This window comes from Paractinoplanes deccanensis (assembly GCF_016862115.1).
In the GTDB taxonomy this organism is placed as follows: Bacteria; Actinomycetota; Actinomycetes; order Mycobacteriales; family Micromonosporaceae; genus Actinoplanes; species Actinoplanes deccanensis.
Genome location: NZ_BOMI01000019.1, coordinates 1 through 14,361 on the forward strand (window position 1 = coordinate 1; position 14,361 = coordinate 14,361).

A 14,361-nucleotide genomic window follows, 5' to 3' on the forward strand; every position below is an offset into this window, starting at 1 on the left:
GGGCGGGGCGGGTGGTGAGTTCGGCCGTGCCGGGCGGGGTCCGGCGGCGAGTTCGGGCGTGTCGGACCGGGTGGCGGTGAGTTCGAGCGGGGTGGGTGGCGAGTTCGGGCATGCCGGGCCGGCTGCGCGGTGGGCGGCGGGGTGCCGCGGACGCGTACCGGCTGGACGTTGAACTCGGCGCCGAGGAAGACCATGGAAGGCGGCAGCCGGCGTAAGCCGCAGCTGCCCTGGGAGAGCGCGACCAGCGCGCCCGGGGGTCTCGTCCACGAGGGGCCTCCACAATGAAGAGCGACGGTTGAGCCCCGCCCGCCGGGGGTATCCCGGCAACCCGGCCAGAATCGAGGTCGACATGGCATCTCACGAGATGGTCTGCGAGGCGGAGAACGCCCACGAGGTGCTCTTCGTCTGCACCGACGACGCCTGCGGGCGCCGCGTGGTGGTCGGCAAGGCCCGGCCCGGCCTGACGGTCATCGACCGCGGTGACTTCTCGGCGCGGCACGTCGGCTCACTCGGCGGCATCAGCATCGAAGGCGTGGACGTCGCCTGAAAAGGACTCGCGTGCGGCAGGCGGCCCGGCGTTCGGTGCGGAACCCGCCCTGGATCGCGAGGCCGGGTCTGAGCGCGCGGAGCCGTTACGGCCGGCGGCCGCCGCGCGGCGCGGTGTAGAAGCCGGTCGGCGCCTCGGCCGCCCAGGCCGCGTTGCGCCGGTTGCGGGCGCGCAGCCGCAGCAGCATGCCCACGCCGACGAAGACCATCAGCGCGCCGACGATGAGGCCGATGCCGAGCACGCTCGTGCTGCTCGACGCCGGCACGAGCGCGGCGGGGGAGGGCTCGGAGTCTTCGGCGGCGGGTGCCTCTTCCTCGGTGGGTTCGGGCGCCGGCGACTCCGTTGACGGAGAGGGCGACGGTGAGGCCGAAGCCGCCACCGGGCTGACCACCTGGGCTCCCGACGACGTCGTGCTCAGCACCCGGCCGGTCGCGTCCAGGGCGCGCGCCGTGAAGGTGACCTCGCCGTCGTCGGGCCCCTCGAAGGCGATGGCCCACTGGCCGGTGACCGTCCGGTCGCGGCAGAGCTGGCCCGGGTCGAGGCGCTGGTCGACGATCTGCGCGGCGTCGTCCTCGATGCCCGCCCGTACGCCGAAGGCCTGGTCGTTCTCGACCCGGGTGACCCGGATCTGGTCGAGGCTGACGCCCTTGGTCTCGACGGTCAGCGCCCAGCGCACCTTGAGGCAGCGCCGGCCCTCGCGCTCGGTCGAGATCACCGCCGTCAGGGTGCGGGCGGCCTTGCCGATGGTGAAGGTCGCGGGCGCCTGGTCGATCTTCACGGCGAAGCCGTCCACGTCGGCGCGTGCGGGTGTAGCGAACAGGCCCACCGCGACCAGCGCGGCGGCGCCCCCTGCCGCCAGGTGTCGCATGCCGATCATCTCCTTCCGCACGGGCGTCGATACGCCCACGCGTAGGAGGGTTCGGAGGCGGGCTCCGAAAGGTTCACCGGGTGGGCCGGGTCACTCCGTACGAGTTCCTTAAGTTTCCCTTAGGTCTTGGTTTCTCCGGCGTGTCTGCGCAGCTCAGGGCCGCTTCGTCGGAGGCGACTGGAAAGTAGCCGACAAAATCGCCGCCTCGCGTTCATCCGAACTCGCGCCCGGCACGTAGATGGGGGATGGGCGGGGACCGGAGCGACACCGGCCGCTGCCCGCGACAGGAGCACGGGGCACTCCCCACGGGTGCCGGCGTCCCACCGCCCAACGGGACGTGACCGCTGCGGAGAACGAGGAGTCAATGGCCCGGACGAAGAACAACCAGCGATCCGCCAATCGTGTGGCCGTCGATGTCGGAGCTACCGGTACGAAACCCGCCTCCCGGGGCACGGTGCTCGTGCTCGTCGTGAGCGTGCTCGCGGCGATCTGGGCGGTGGCGATGATGACCGCGCCGGGCCGTGTCGGCTACTACTACTTCTTCATCTACGCCGAGTACTACATGGGCGTGGTGGCACTGGTGTCGCTCTCCATCACCATCATGGTGGGCCTGGTCGCCACCGACCGGCTCGTGCTGTCGATCCGGCAGCGGGTGCTGTTGCAGTCGGCCCACCGCACCACCGGCGTCATCGCGGTGGCAGCACTCTTCGTCCACGTCTGGACCAAGATCGTCGAGCAGCACATCAGCGTCATCGACGCCTTCATCCCGTTCCTCGCGGCCGGCAACAAGCTGTACGTCGGCCTCGGCACCCTGTCCGGCTGGATCATGGTGCTGGTGATGTGGACCGGCATCGCCCGCTCCCGGTTCGTCGGGCGCGGCAAGCCCTGGATGTGGCGCTCGATCCACGCCGTCTCCTATCTGATGTGGCCGATCGCCCTGGTGCACGGCCTCTCCGCCGGCCGGCCCGCGGCCACCTGGGTGACGGTCAGCTACATCGTCTGCGTGCTCGGCGTGCTGATCGGCCTGGCCGTGCGCCTTTCCGTGAGCCTCAACCGCCGCAAGGACTTCGCGTCGCAGGCCGGCAGCGGTGGCCTGAAGCCGGTCGGGACGCTGGTGCCCACCAGCTCGCCGGCGATGAAGAAGCCGTCCCGCCGCGAGCGGGCGCCGGAGCCCGAGCCGCAGACGCTGGGCCCGGTCGCCGTGGTCGACACGTTCCGCCCGGTCGCCCCGCCGCCCGCGCTGCCCATGGACGACCTGGTCGCGCCGCGCCGGCGCGACGGCTTCGACGAGCCGACCGGCCTGATGGCCCGCCCGGACTTCACCGACGAGATCCCGATGCCGCGGGGCCGCCGCCGGGTCGAGGACGAGATCGAGTACGACGAGCCGCGCGGCCGGCGCTACGCGCCCGAGGACACGGGCACCCGGATGCGCATGGAGGACACCGGCACCCGGATGCGCCGCCCCGACTTCGAGGACACGAGCACGCGCATGCGCCGCCCCGATCTCGAGGACACGAGCACCCGGATGCGCCGCCCGGATCTCGAGGACACCGGCACGCGGATGCGCCGCCGCGACCTCGACGAGACCGCGTACTACGACGAGCCGCCGGTCCCGCGCCAGCCTCGCTACGCCGACGAGGACGACATGCCGGCCGCGCGCCCGTCCCGCCGCCGCGGCGACATGCCGCTCTACGAGGGCCGCGACGAGTACGACGACGTGCCCCGCCAGCGTGGCCGCTACGCCGACGACGTCCCGCCGCCGCGCCGGTCGCGCTCGGAGTCCCGCTACGACCGGGAGATCGAGGATGCGCCCCGGGCCCGGCGCGACCGGGGCGCCGACATCGACAGCGCCGACTCGGGGCGGCACAGCCGCAGCGGTTTCGTCGAGTTCGAAGGCGACGACGAGACGCCGACCCTGGTCGACATGGCGTCCCGGCGCGCCCGGCGTGAGCAGCAGGAACCCGTACGCGTCCAGGCGGGCCGGGGGGCCCGTCGCGGTGGGCGCGGCCGGGCGGACGACGATGTGGCTGACGACGCGTACTGGTCGCAGCTGCGAGGGGAAGCGAATTGAGCGCGTCGCAGGTTCCGCCGGTCACCGCGATCGGCACTCCGCGGATCACCGCGGGCTTCGACGAGTACGGGCGGCTCGATCTGGTCGCCCACCAGGAGGTGCACGGCGGCTTCGCCGCCCTGTCCTCGGGCGAGCTGATCGGTCTCGCCGACCGGATCGAGCTGCGCGGGCGCGGCGGCGCGGGCTTCCCGTTCGCCCGTAAGGTCCGCGCCGTGCTCGACTCGTGCCGCCGGCAGGAGCTGCCGCCGGTGATCGTGGTGAACGCGACCGAGGGTGAGCCGCCGTCCTGGAAGGACAAGGCGATCCTCACCCGCGGCCCGCACCTGATCCTCGACGGCGCCGCGCTCGCCGCCGCGGCGCTGGACGCCGAGGAGATCGTCATCGGCATCGCCGACGACGGCATCGGCCAGAGCTCGATCACCGCGGCGCTGGCCGAGCGGCGGATGCCCTGCCCGACCCGGATCGTGACCGTGCCGCACCGCTTCATCTCCGGCGAGGGCGGCGCGCTGGTGCGCGGCATCAACGGCGAGGCGCACATCCCGCCCGGCCGCAAGGTCCGCTCCAGCGACAACGGCGTCATGGGCCTGCCCACGCTGCTCTCCAACGCCGAGACGTTCTCGCAGCTCGCGATCGCGGCCCGGCTGGGGCCGTGGGAGTACAACGCGGTCGGCATCCCGGAGGAGCCGGGCACGGTCATGCTCACCGTCGGCGGCTCGTCGACGAACCCGGCCGTCGTGGAGGCGCCCACCGGCACCCCGCTGATGGACGTGCTGACCATGTGCGGCGCGGACATCGGCCCGGGCCTGCTGGTCGGCGGCTATCACGGCAAGTGGATCAGCGCCGAGGCCGCGCAGACGGTGACCATCTCGCGCAAGGGCTTCGCCGGCGTCGGCGGCACCCTGGGCGCGGGCATGCTCATCCCGATCGGCTCCAAGACCTGCCCGCTCGGCGAGGTCTCGCAGGTCGTGCAATATCTGGCGGGCGAGTCGGCGGGCCAGTGCGGACCGTGCCGGCTGGGCCTGCCCGACCTGGCCCGGGCGGTCACGCTGGTGTCGCTGGGTGGCAACGCGGTGGAGAACGTGCGCCAGGCGGCCGGCGTGGTCAAGGGCCGCGGCGCGTGCAGCCACCCGGACGGCACCGCCCGCTTCGCGCTGTCGGCGCTGGAGGTCTTCGCCCGCGACGTGGAGGCGCACACGAACGGCGAGGGCTGCGGCAAGCAGGTCCGCGGCGTGCTGCCGCTGCCGTACACGGCGGAGCAGGGCGCGCGGAAGCTGGCTGTCGACTGGTCGCGCTGCGACGGTCACGGCCTCTGCTCGGCGGTCGCCCCCGAGATCATCCGGCTCGACTCGAACGGCTTCCCCGCGTTTCCGCAGACCCCGCTGCCGCCGTGGCTCGAGAACGGCGCGCGCAAGGCGGTCAACGTGTGCCCGGCGCTCGCGCTGCGGCTGACCGAGGCGACGAAGTGAGGCGGCGGGCCGTCCTGCTGGCGGCTGCCCTGCTCGCCGCGGGGTGCGGCGCGCCCGAGGAGCAGACGACCGCCGCCTGGGATCCGCCCGATCCGGGTGCGACGGCGGCGCCGGCGACGCTGGCCTTCACCGGCAAGACCCTGGACGGCAAGCCGTACGACGCGCGCGTGCTCGCGGGCCTGCCGACCGTCCTCTGGTTCTGGGCACCCTGGTGCGCCACCTGCGCGAGCGAGGCGCAGAGCGTGCGCGACCTCGAGGAGCAGTACCGCGGCAAGGTCAACTTCCTGGGCATCGCCGGCCTGGGCGACAACAAGGCCATGCACCAGTTCGTCGACGACTTCGAGCTGAGCGCCGTGCCGCACCTGGACGACCAGGCCGGCGCGATCTGGAAGAAATTCAAGATCACACAGCAGAGCTTGTACGTGGTGCTGGACAAGACCGGCAAGGTCCGCAAGACGGGATACCTCGACGATCTCCAGCTGACCGCCGAGGTCAAGTCGCTGGCGGTCTGAGGCGCTGCCCGGCGCACGCGACCGCGCCACCGGCCGGGCGTGGTGCCCCGGCTCGGCGGCGCCGTGCCGATCGTCCGCTGTCCCGGTCAGGCGGCCGGCGGGTAGGGCGTCGCGTACGCCGGCTTCTCGGACGGCATCAGGATCCACAGGATCGGGTAGACCAGGAGCTGGCTGCCCGGGATGGCCAACAGCACCACCACGAAGAGCAGGCGGGCCAGCCAGGCGTCGATGCCGAACCGGCGGGCGAGGCCGGCGCACACGCCCCCGAGGATCCGGCCCTCCCGCGGACGGGTGAGGCCCTGTCGGCTGAGGCTCTCGTGCACGGCGTTCATGTTCTTCACATCTCCTCTGGAGAGGTCGTCGATGTATCCATCGTCGGCCCTGCGCCGCCTCGGCGGCATCGGGAACCACCCTGGCCGAACCCTGATCCACTCACCCTGAAGTATTGCTAGAGACATCTTTCTAAAGCATTCTCTAGGGTATGGAGCTCAACGACCCGCGGAGCCTTCGGGCGTACGCCCACCCGCTGCGCCTCAAGCTCATCGGCCTGTTGCGGAGCGAGGGGCCGATGACCGCCACCCGGGCCGCCGCCGCGCTCGGCGACAACGTGCCCAACTGCTCGTTCCACCTGCGCCAGCTCGCCAAGTACGGCTTCGCCGAGCGGGTCCCGGGCGCCGACGGCCGCGAGCGGCCCTGGCGGGCCACCTCGCCCAGCACGTCGTGGGCCGACGACTCCGACGACCAGGACATGCGCGCCGCCACCGACCAGCTCAACAGCGTGCTGCTCGACGACTACACACGGCGGGCGCGCGACTATCTGGCGGCCCGCGGCGACGAGCCCGCCGAGTGGCGCGCCGCGGCCGGCTTCGGCGACGCCCTGGTCCACGTCACCGCGGCCGAGCTGCGCGCGCTCACCGAGGAGATGGAGGCGCTGATCGGCAGGTACGCGGACCGCATGGCCGATCCGGCGCTGCGGCCCGAGGGGTCGCGGCTCATCCAGATCATCCAGATGGCGGTGCCCCGGTGATGCGGCTGCTGCGCGAGGCCACCTTCCGGCGCTACTGGTCGGCGCAGACCGTGTCGCTCTTCGGCGACCAGGTCACGCTCATCGCCGTACCGCTGGCGGCAGTGCTGATCGTCGGGGCCGGGCCGGCGGAGATGGGCTACCTCACCGCGGCGGCGCTGCTGCCGAACCTCTTCCTGTCGCTGCCCGCCGGCGCGTGGGTCGACCGGCGGCCCGGCAAGCGCCGCGTGATGATCGTCGCGGACCTGAGCCGGGCCGTCCTGCTGCTCGCGGTGCCCGCGCTGTGGTGGGCCGGCGCGCTCACTTTGCCGGCGCTGGTGGTCGTGGCGTTCGCCGTCGGCACGTTCTCGCTGCTCTTCGAGGTCGCCCACGCGAGCCTGTTCGCCTCGCTGGTGCGCCGCGAGGACTACGTCGACGCCAACGGCCTGCTCAACGGCAGCCGGGCCGCGTCGTTCGTCGCCGGGCCGTCGGTCGCCGGCGGGCTCGTGCAGTGGCTCACCGCTCCCGTGGCGCTGCTCGCCGACGTGCTGACCTATCTCGCGTCGGCGGCCTTCCTGCGCCGCGCCGAGGTCACCGAGATGCCGGTGGCCGCCGAGGACGAGCCGAGAGGGATGACCGCGGGCGTCCGGTTCGTGGCCCGCTCGGCGGTGCTGCGCGCCGTGCTGCTCGGCGCCACCACGCTCAACCTGTTCAACTACATCTTCTCGGCGCTCTTCGTGCTCTACGTGACCACCGAGCTGCACGTCTCGCCCGGCACGCTCGGGCTGGTCATCGGCATCGGCTCGATCGGCGGCCTGGTCGGCGCGGCCGTCGCCGGCCCGCTCAGCCGCCGCATCGGCATCGGGCCGGCCGTCATCGCCGGGATGCTGATCTTCCCGGCGCCGCTGATCCTGGTGCCCTGGGCCGGTGACCCGGTGACCCTCGCCGCCCTGATCACCGCCGAGTTCCTCTCCGCCGCCGGCGTCATGATCCTCGACATCGCCGTCGGCTCCGTGCAGACCGCCGCGACCCCGCCGGCCATGCTCGCCGTCGTCTCCGGCTTCAAGCGCACCGTCAACTACGGCATCAGGCCGATCGGCGCGCTGCTCGGCGGCGCGCTGGGCACGCTTTTGGGAGTGCGCCCGGCGCTGTGGATCGGGGCGGTGGGCGCCCTGCTGGGCGTCCTCTGGATCGTCTTCTCGCCGCTGCGCACGATGCGGGAGCTGCCCGAGGCGGCCGAGCTCACTCCCGCGTGACGCCGCTACTCCCGGGTGACGTCGGCGACGATCACGGTGACGTTGTCGGGGGCGCCGTTCTCGAGCGTGCGGTGCACGAGCTCGGCAGCGGCCGTCTTGCGGTCGGGGTTGTCGAGCAGCGTCTGCCGGATCACCGCGTCTTCGACGTAGTCGCTCAGGCCGTCGCTGCACAGCAGGAAGCGGTCGCCCTCCTGCACCGGGATCATGCGGCCGGTGGGGCGGAACGGACCGCCCTGCACCGCCTGGGTCACGAGCGCGCGCTGCGGGTGGCGGCGCGCGTCCTCGGCGCTGAGCACGCCCTGGTCGACCAGCGCCTGCACGTAGGTGTCGTCGCGGGTCAGCTGCTGCATCTCGCCGTCACGGACCAGATAGCAGCGCGAGTCGCCGACGTTGAGCGCGGCCACCCGGTCGCCGGAGAGCATGATCGCGGTGACCGTGGTGCCCATGCCGTCGCGGGCGTCGTCGTCGGCGACAGCGGCCTCGATGCGGCCGTTCGCCGTCTGGAGCGCCTCCAACAGGTCCTGGAGCGGCTCGCCCTCGTCCGGTTTGTCGTCGACGGTGGCGAGGGCCTGCACCAAGATGTCGCTGGCCAGCTCGCCGGCGGGCAAGCCGCCCATGCCGTCTGCCACCACGAGCAGACGGTTGCCGACGAAGACCGCGTCCTCGTTGTTGGAGCGCACCAGGCCCTGATCGGTGGCAGCGACCGCCCGGACTACAAGCGTCATGCCCACAAGACTGCCAAAGGCCGAAACGGATGTCTCTAGTACCTCCCATCAAGCCGCGAAGACGATGGCCTAGTCTTGGATGATTTGCCCAAGGCGTGTGGGTTCTTCAAGGGCCTGCGGGTGTCCCCCAGGAGCGGTACAGAGGGTGCGTCACGCGGGGTGGCGGGACAAGCCGCCGGGGCATCGGAGACAATCGTCGGCGTGACGACAGCGATCCATCAGCGCATTGCCTCCGAGCTCGGCGTCCGCGAAGGTCAGGTCGCCGCGGCCGTGGAGCTCCTCGACGGCGGCGCGACCGTGCCGTTCATCGCCCGCTACCGCAAGGAGGTGACCGGCACCCTCGACGACACCCAGCTGCGTACGCTCGAGGAGCGGCTGGGCTACCTGCGCGAGCTGGAGGAGCGCCGGGCCGCCGTGCTCGAGTCGATCCGCCAGCAGGGCAAGCTCGACGATGCTCTGGAGCAGGCCATCCTCGCCGCCGACTCGAAGGCGCGGCTCGAGGACATCTACCTGCCGTACAAGCCGAAGCGCCGCACCAAGGCCCAGATCGCCCGCGAGGCCGGCCTCGAGCCGCTCGCCGACCAGCTGCTCGGCGACCCGTCGCTCGACCCGCGCGCGACCGCGACGGCCTTCGTCGACGCGGACAAGGGCGTGGCCGACGAGACCGCCGCGCTCGACGGCGCCCGTTCCATCCTGATCGAACGGTTCGCCGAGGACGCCGACCTCATCGGCGACCTGCGCGAGCGCATGTGGACCCGGGGGCGCCTGATCGCCAAGGTGACCGACGGCAAGCAGACCGAAGGCGCGAAGTTCGCCGACTACTTCGACTTCTCCGAGCCGTACGCGAAGCTGCCCTCGCACCGCATCCTCGCGATGTTCCGCGGCGAGAAGGAGGGCGTGCTCGATCTGACCATGGAGCCCGAGCCCGAGGACGAGTCGACCTTCGAGCCGCGCATCGCCGCCCGCTTCGGCATCAGCGACCAGGGCCGCCCGGGCGACAAATGGCTCGCCGACACGGTCCGCTGGGCGTGGCGCACGCGCATCCTCATCCACCTCGGCGCCGACCTGCGGGTGCGCCTGTGGCAGGCGGCCGAGGAGGAGGCCGTGCGCGTCTTCGCCGCCAACCTGCGCGACCTGCTGCTCGCCGCGCCGGCCGGCACGCGCACGACGATGGGACTCGACCCGGGATTCCGCACCGGCGTGAAGGTGGCCGTGGTCGACGGCACCGGCAAGGTCGTCGCGACCGACACGATCTATCCGCACGTGCCCCAGAACAAGTGGGACGAGTCGATCCACCGGCTCGCCGCGCTGGCCAGCAAGCACCAGGTCGACCTCATCGCGATCGGCAACGGCACCGCGTCGCGCGAGACCGACAAGCTCGCCGGTGAGCTGATCAAGCGGCACCCCGAGGCGAAGCTGACCAAGGTGATGGTCTCCGAGGCCGGCGCGTCGGTCTACTCCGCCTCCGCGTACGCGTCCCAGGAACTGCCCGGCATGGACGTGTCGCTGCGCGGCGCGGTCTCCATCGCCCGCCGCCTCCAGGACCCGCTCGCCGAGCTCGTGAAGATCGACCCACGCTCGATCGGCGTCGGGCAATATCAGCACGACCTGTCCGAGGTGAAGCTCTCCCGCTCGCTCGACGCGGTCGTCGAGGACTGTGTGAACGCGGTCGGCGTCGACGTGAACACGGCCTCCGCGCCGCTGCTGACCCGCGTGTCGGGCATCGGCGCCGGGCTCGCCGAGAACATCGTGCTGCACCGCGACCAGAACGGCCCGTTCAAGAACCGCTCCGAGATCAAGAAGGTGGCGCGGCTCGGCCCCAAGGCGTTCGAGCAGTGCGCGGGCTTCCTGCGCATCCCGGGCGGCGAGGACCCGCTCGACTCGTCCAGCGTGCACCCCGAGTCCTACCCGGTCGTCCGCACGATCCTGTCCACCGTCGGCGCCGACCTCAAGAGCGTCATCGGCAACACCCAGGTGCTGCGCAAGGTCAAGCCGGAGCAGTTCGTCACCGACACGGTGGGCCTGCCGACCGTCACCGACATCCTCAAGGAGCTCGAGAAGCCGGGCCGCGACCCGCGCCCCGAGTTCACCACGGCCACGTTCGCCGAGGGCGTCGAAAAGATCGCCGACCTCCAGCCGGGCATGGTGCTCGAGGGCGTGGTGACCAACGTGGCGGCGTTCGGCGCGTTCGTCGACATCGGCGTCCACCAGGACGGGTTGGTGCACGTGTCGGCGCTGTCCAACACGTTCGTCAAGGACCCGCGCGAGGTCGTGAAGTCCGGCGACGTGGTCAAGGTGCGGGTGCTCGAGGTCGACGAGGCGCGCAAGCGGATCTCGCTGACCATGCGCCTCACCGACGAGCCCGTGCGCAAGCCGCGCGACTCCTCCCAGCCGCGCCAGGGCCAGGGACAGCCGCGCCAGGGTCAGGGCCAGCCCCGCCAGGGTCAGGGCCAGCCCCGCCAGGGCCAGCCCCGCCAGCAGCGCCAGGGCGGCGGCCAGCGGCCGCGTCAGCAGGACCAGCGCAGCTTCAACGGCGGCGCGATGGCCGACGCCCTGCGCCGGGCCGGCCTGACGAAGGACTAAGCGCCGATCGCGATGTGGTCGAAGGCCACCCGGAACGGGCCGCTCTCCGGGGCGTCCCGGTCCGGGTAGACGCCGAGCAGCAGCCGGGACCCGGTGATCTGCGGGTCGGTCAGGGGCGCCCGGCCGACCACGGCGCCGTCCCGCGTCACCGTCACCATGCCGTCGTCCACCCGCAGCCCGACGCGGGTGGCGGGGCCGCCGACCTCGATCGGCCGGTCCAGCGGCATGGTGCGGGTGACCGCCACCTCGGAGCCCTTGTGGGTGCCGACGTAGACGCTGGTCGCGCAGACCCGCGCCAGGTAGCCCTTGTTCGCGCCGAAGTGGAACCAGATCGCCGCGCACGAGTTGTCGGCCAGCAACCGCACGCCGACCTCGGCGCTGATCTCGGCGGGCAGCTGGTCCTGCGGGCCCGGGCACTTGTAGAGGCGCCGGCCGTCGACCCGCGCGACCAGGGAGCCGTCGGTGAACTCGCAGGCCGAGTGCCCGTCCGGCTCGGTCTTGGGCAGCCAGTAGCGGGCCGCGGCCAGGTCGTCCTGGATGAGCATCGGCATCGGGGTCACCGCCCCGCCCGGCGGGGTCGCCGAGGTCTCCGGCTCCCGCCCGAAGATCACCATCATGGCGCCCGCGATCACCGCCAGCACGAGCACCGCGGCGGCCACGGGCATGAACCAGCGGTGCTTGCGCTCCGGCTCCGGCTCGGGCTCGACCGGCCCGTCGACGGCCGTGATCGGCACCGTGATGATCGAGTCTTCCTCGTAGCCCCGGGGCATCAGGCCGGTCACCGACTGCGCCTTCGTCGCGGCGACGCGCAGGTCGGGCTGGTCGTCGAGCGCTGCCGCCGTCGCCGCGGGCCGCGACGGGCCCGCCACCAGCAGGTCGAGCAGTTCGCGGGCGGTCGGGCGGTTGGCGGGGTCCTTCTCCAGGGTGTACGCGACCAGGTCGCGCAACGGCGAGCTCAGCCCCGACAGGTCCGGCTCGCGGGTGAGGATGCGGCCCGCCGTGGCCGGGGGAGAGTCGCCGCCGAACGGGGTGCGGCCCGTTCCCGCGTACGTGACGACGCTGCCCCACGCGAAGATGTCCGCGGCCGCGGTGAGCGGCACGTCGCCGTCCCCGAAGCGCTCCGGCGCCATGTACGCGACGGTGCCCACCATCTGCTCGGCCGCGGTGTTGTCGCTCGTCGCCTCCATGGCCCGCGCGATCCCGAAGTCGATCACCTTGGGGCTGCCCGGCGCGAGCAGCACGTTGCGCGGCTTCAGGTCGCGGTGGATCACCCCGGCGCCGTGGATGGCGGTGAGCGCGGTCGCCACGCCGATCGCCACGCTGTGCAGGTTGGCGGCGGTGAGCGGGCCCCGCTCCTCGACCACCTCGGCGAGGGTGGGACCGTCCACGTACTCGCAGACGAGGTAGGGATGCTCGGCGTCCGGGTCGGCGTCGAGGACCTCCGCGGTGCAGAACGGCGGCACCTGCCGCACGCGGGCCACCTCGCTGCGGAAACGGCGGCGGAACTCGTCGTCGTGCGCCAGGTCGGCGCGCACCATCTTGACAGCCACCAGCACGCCCGCCGGTGACTTGGCCAGATAGACGGTGCCCATGCCGCCCTCGCCGAGCCGGCCGACCAGCTCGTAGGAGCCCAGTCGCGCCGGGTCGCGAGGACGCAACGGTTCCGTATGCTCCCCAGGCATGAGGTGCACTGTATCGGGCGCGGTCGTTGCGTTTCCGGCCGGTAGATTCGTCCCATGCTGATCGCGACGGAACGGCTCATCCTGCGGCGTTTCCGGCCCTCGGACGCGCCCGTCCTGGCCGCCTACCGCTCCGATCCCGCGGTGGCGCGCTACCAGTCGTGGGACGCGCCGTTCCCGCTGCCGCGCGCCGAGACCGCCGTCGCCAACTTCATGGCCTCCGACCCCGACAAGCCCGGCTGGTTCCAGTACGCGATCGAGCGCATCCGCGACCGCGACCTCATCGGCGATGTGGCGGTGCACCTGCACGACAACCTCAAGCAGGCCGAGGTCGGCTTCACCCTCGCCACCGAACACCAGAAGAAGGGGTACGCGACGGAGGCGGTCCGCGCCGTGCTCGACCGGCTGTTCCGCGTGCAGGGCCTGCACAAGGTGGCGGGGGAGTGCGACGCGCGCAACGTGGCGTCGGCGGCGCTGATGGAGCGGCTCGGCTTCACCCGCGAGGGCCTGCTGCGCCAGCAGACGTTCATCAAGGGCGAATGGACCGACGACCTGATCTTCGGCCTCCTCGCCACCGAGTGGCTCCTCGAATGATCTTGTTCTGACCGTCCGGCGGTCGCGCTGCCGCCCGTCGATCCGTACAGTCCGCGCGGTGACTCAGCCCCTCCCGGCTACCGTCAAGGTCGCCTTCTGGTTCCAGATCGCCGTGGTGGCGATGCTGACGCTCTTCATCGGCGCCTGCATAGCCCGCGCCGTCCAGTACGACGGGTTGATCTCTGAGGCCGCCCTGGCCACCGGCGCCAACCCGGCCGACGTCGCGGACGAGCGGTCGTACAACCTGTCGGGCACTCTGTTTCCCGCGATCCCCGCGCTGGTCCTGGCCGTCTGGCTCGGCGTCACGGCGTTCCTGGTGCGCAGGGGCAACAACGTCGGCCGCATCCTCACCCTGGTCGGCATGGCCGCGCCGATCGTGCTGTCGCTGCTGGGCTGCCTGGTCGGCGGCTTCGGCGTCTTCCTGGTCTTCGGGTTCCTGATCGGAGGCTTCGACGAGGAGCCGTACGCGGACGAGCCGTTCCCCGAGGACTTCCCGACCACGTACCCGGGGGAGGCCTTCTACGACAAGCTGGCCGCCCTCGACGCGGCGGGCTGGAGCGCGGCCTTCGAGGTGATCACCTTCACGGCGTTCGTGCTCGCCTTCGCCTGCGCGATCGTCACGGCGGTCATGCTGCTGGTGGGGCCGTCGAACCGCTTCTTCCGGCCCGGGCGGCCGGCCGGTGGTCATCCTCTGGGCTACGCGCCCTTCCCGGCGCCGTACGCGCCTTTCGGGCCGCCTGCCTACGCGGCGCCCTTTGCGCAGCCTTCCTCCGCGGCGCCGTTTGTGCAGCCTCCCTTTCCGCCGCCGTTCGCGCAGGCTGGTTATCCGGCGCCTTTGGGGCCGCGCTACCCCCAGCCGCCCTTCGCGCCGCCTTTCGTTACGCAGCCGCCGTTTCCGCAGCCGTCCACCTTGGACGCCCCCTCGCCGTGGGCCGCGCCGCCGGCCGGCCAGCCTTCGCCGGCGGACCAGCCTTCGCCGGAGGGCCCGTCGTCTTGGTCGCAGGCCGGCGAGTCGCCCGCGCCGTCCAGCGAGCCCACCCCGCCGTCCAGCGAGCCC

At 72.3% G+C, this 14,361-nt stretch carries 12 protein-coding genes and 1 pseudogene; 9 read left to right on the forward strand and 4 right to left on the reverse strand.

Annotation, left to right across the window (positions count from 1 at the left end; translation table 11 throughout):
• The first annotated feature begins 349 nt into the window (after nt 1–349).
• The gene (locus Ade02nite_RS06235; RefSeq protein ID WP_203760557.1) at nt 350–547 is read left to right on the forward strand and encodes a hypothetical protein; all 198 of its coding nucleotides are present in this window, start codon (nt 350–352) and stop codon (nt 545–547) included.
• Between the two features lie 85 nt (nt 548–632).
• Here Ade02nite_RS06235 and Ade02nite_RS06240 read toward each other — a convergent pair whose 3' ends face one another.
• Nucleotides 633–1,415: a hypothetical protein gene (locus Ade02nite_RS06240; protein WP_203760558.1), complete on the reverse strand. Its 783-nt coding sequence runs from the start codon at nt 1,413–1,415 to the stop codon at nt 633–635.
• Between the two features lie 364 nt (nt 1,416–1,779).
• On the opposite strand from Ade02nite_RS06240, the gene Ade02nite_RS06245 reads away from it, so the two are divergent.
• The 3 genes from Ade02nite_RS06245 to Ade02nite_RS06255 are packed head-to-tail and all read left to right on the forward strand — an operon-like array spanning nt 1,780 to nt 5,464.
• The gene (locus Ade02nite_RS06245; RefSeq protein ID WP_203760559.1) at nt 1,780–3,486 is read left to right on the forward strand and encodes a translation initiation factor III; all 1,707 of its coding nucleotides are present in this window, start codon (nt 1,780–1,782) and stop codon (nt 3,484–3,486) included.
• Nucleotides 3,483–4,952: an NADH-quinone oxidoreductase subunit NuoF family protein gene (locus tag Ade02nite_RS06250; RefSeq protein ID WP_203760560.1), complete on the forward strand. Its 1,470-nt coding sequence runs from the start codon at nt 3,483–3,485 to the stop codon at nt 4,950–4,952. The genes Ade02nite_RS06245 and Ade02nite_RS06250 overlap by 4 nt, the downstream gene beginning before the upstream one ends.
• A complete protein-coding gene (locus Ade02nite_RS06255) occupies nt 4,949–5,464 on the forward strand; it encodes a TlpA family protein disulfide reductase (protein WP_203760561.1) in 516 nt (171 codons plus the stop codon). The genes Ade02nite_RS06250 and Ade02nite_RS06255 overlap by 4 nt, the downstream gene beginning before the upstream one ends.
• Before the next feature lie 86 nt (nt 5,465–5,550).
• Here Ade02nite_RS06255 and Ade02nite_RS06260 read toward each other — a convergent pair whose 3' ends face one another.
• On the reverse strand, nt 5,551–5,865 hold the full coding sequence (locus Ade02nite_RS06260) for a PspC domain-containing protein (protein WP_307871203.1): 315 nt from the start codon (nt 5,863–5,865) through the stop codon (nt 5,551–5,553).
• 80 nt (nt 5,866–5,945) lie between these two features.
• Here Ade02nite_RS06260 and Ade02nite_RS06265 point away from each other — a divergent pair, with 80 nt between their 5' ends.
• Nucleotides 5,946–6,491 carry a helix-turn-helix domain-containing protein gene (locus Ade02nite_RS06265; RefSeq protein ID WP_203760562.1) on the forward strand — a complete coding sequence of 182 codons (546 nt, stop codon included), beginning with the start codon at nt 5,946–5,948 and terminating at the stop codon, nt 6,489–6,491.
• Complete coding sequence (locus Ade02nite_RS06270) at nt 6,491–7,723, forward strand: MFS transporter (RefSeq protein ID WP_203760568.1); 1,233 nt, start codon at nt 6,491–6,493, stop codon at nt 7,721–7,723. Before Ade02nite_RS06265 ends, Ade02nite_RS06270 begins: the two co-directional genes overlap by 1 nt.
• 5 nt (nt 7,724–7,728) lie before the next feature.
• Here Ade02nite_RS06270 and Ade02nite_RS06275 read toward each other — a convergent pair whose 3' ends face one another.
• The gene (locus tag Ade02nite_RS06275) at nt 7,729–8,448 is read right to left on the reverse strand and encodes a PP2C family protein-serine/threonine phosphatase (RefSeq protein WP_203760563.1); all 720 of its coding nucleotides are present in this window, start codon (nt 8,446–8,448) and stop codon (nt 7,729–7,731) included.
• A 201-nt stretch (nt 8,449–8,649) separates the two neighbouring features.
• On the opposite strand from Ade02nite_RS06275, the gene Ade02nite_RS06280 reads away from it, so the two are divergent.
• Nucleotides 8,650–11,031, forward strand: coding sequence for a Tex family protein (locus tag Ade02nite_RS06280; RefSeq protein ID WP_203760564.1), 2,382 nt, complete (start codon nt 8,650–8,652; stop codon nt 11,029–11,031).
• On the opposite strand, the gene Ade02nite_RS06285 is transcribed toward Ade02nite_RS06280, so the two are convergent.
• The gene (locus Ade02nite_RS06285; protein ID WP_203760565.1) at nt 11,028–12,713 is read right to left on the reverse strand and encodes a serine/threonine-protein kinase; all 1,686 of its coding nucleotides are present in this window, start codon (nt 12,711–12,713) and stop codon (nt 11,028–11,030) included. The genes Ade02nite_RS06280 and Ade02nite_RS06285 overlap by 4 nt on opposite strands.
• Before the next feature lie 54 nt (nt 12,714–12,767).
• Here Ade02nite_RS06285 and Ade02nite_RS06290 point away from each other — a divergent pair, with 54 nt between their 5' ends.
• Entirely contained in the window at nt 12,768–13,304 is a 537-nt protein-coding gene (locus Ade02nite_RS06290; RefSeq protein ID WP_203760566.1) for a GNAT family N-acetyltransferase, read from the forward strand.
• Nucleotides 13,305–13,362: 58 nt separating this feature from the next.
• Nucleotides 13,363–14,361 (forward strand): annotated as a pseudogene (locus tag Ade02nite_RS06295) (hypothetical protein); the annotation flags it as partial.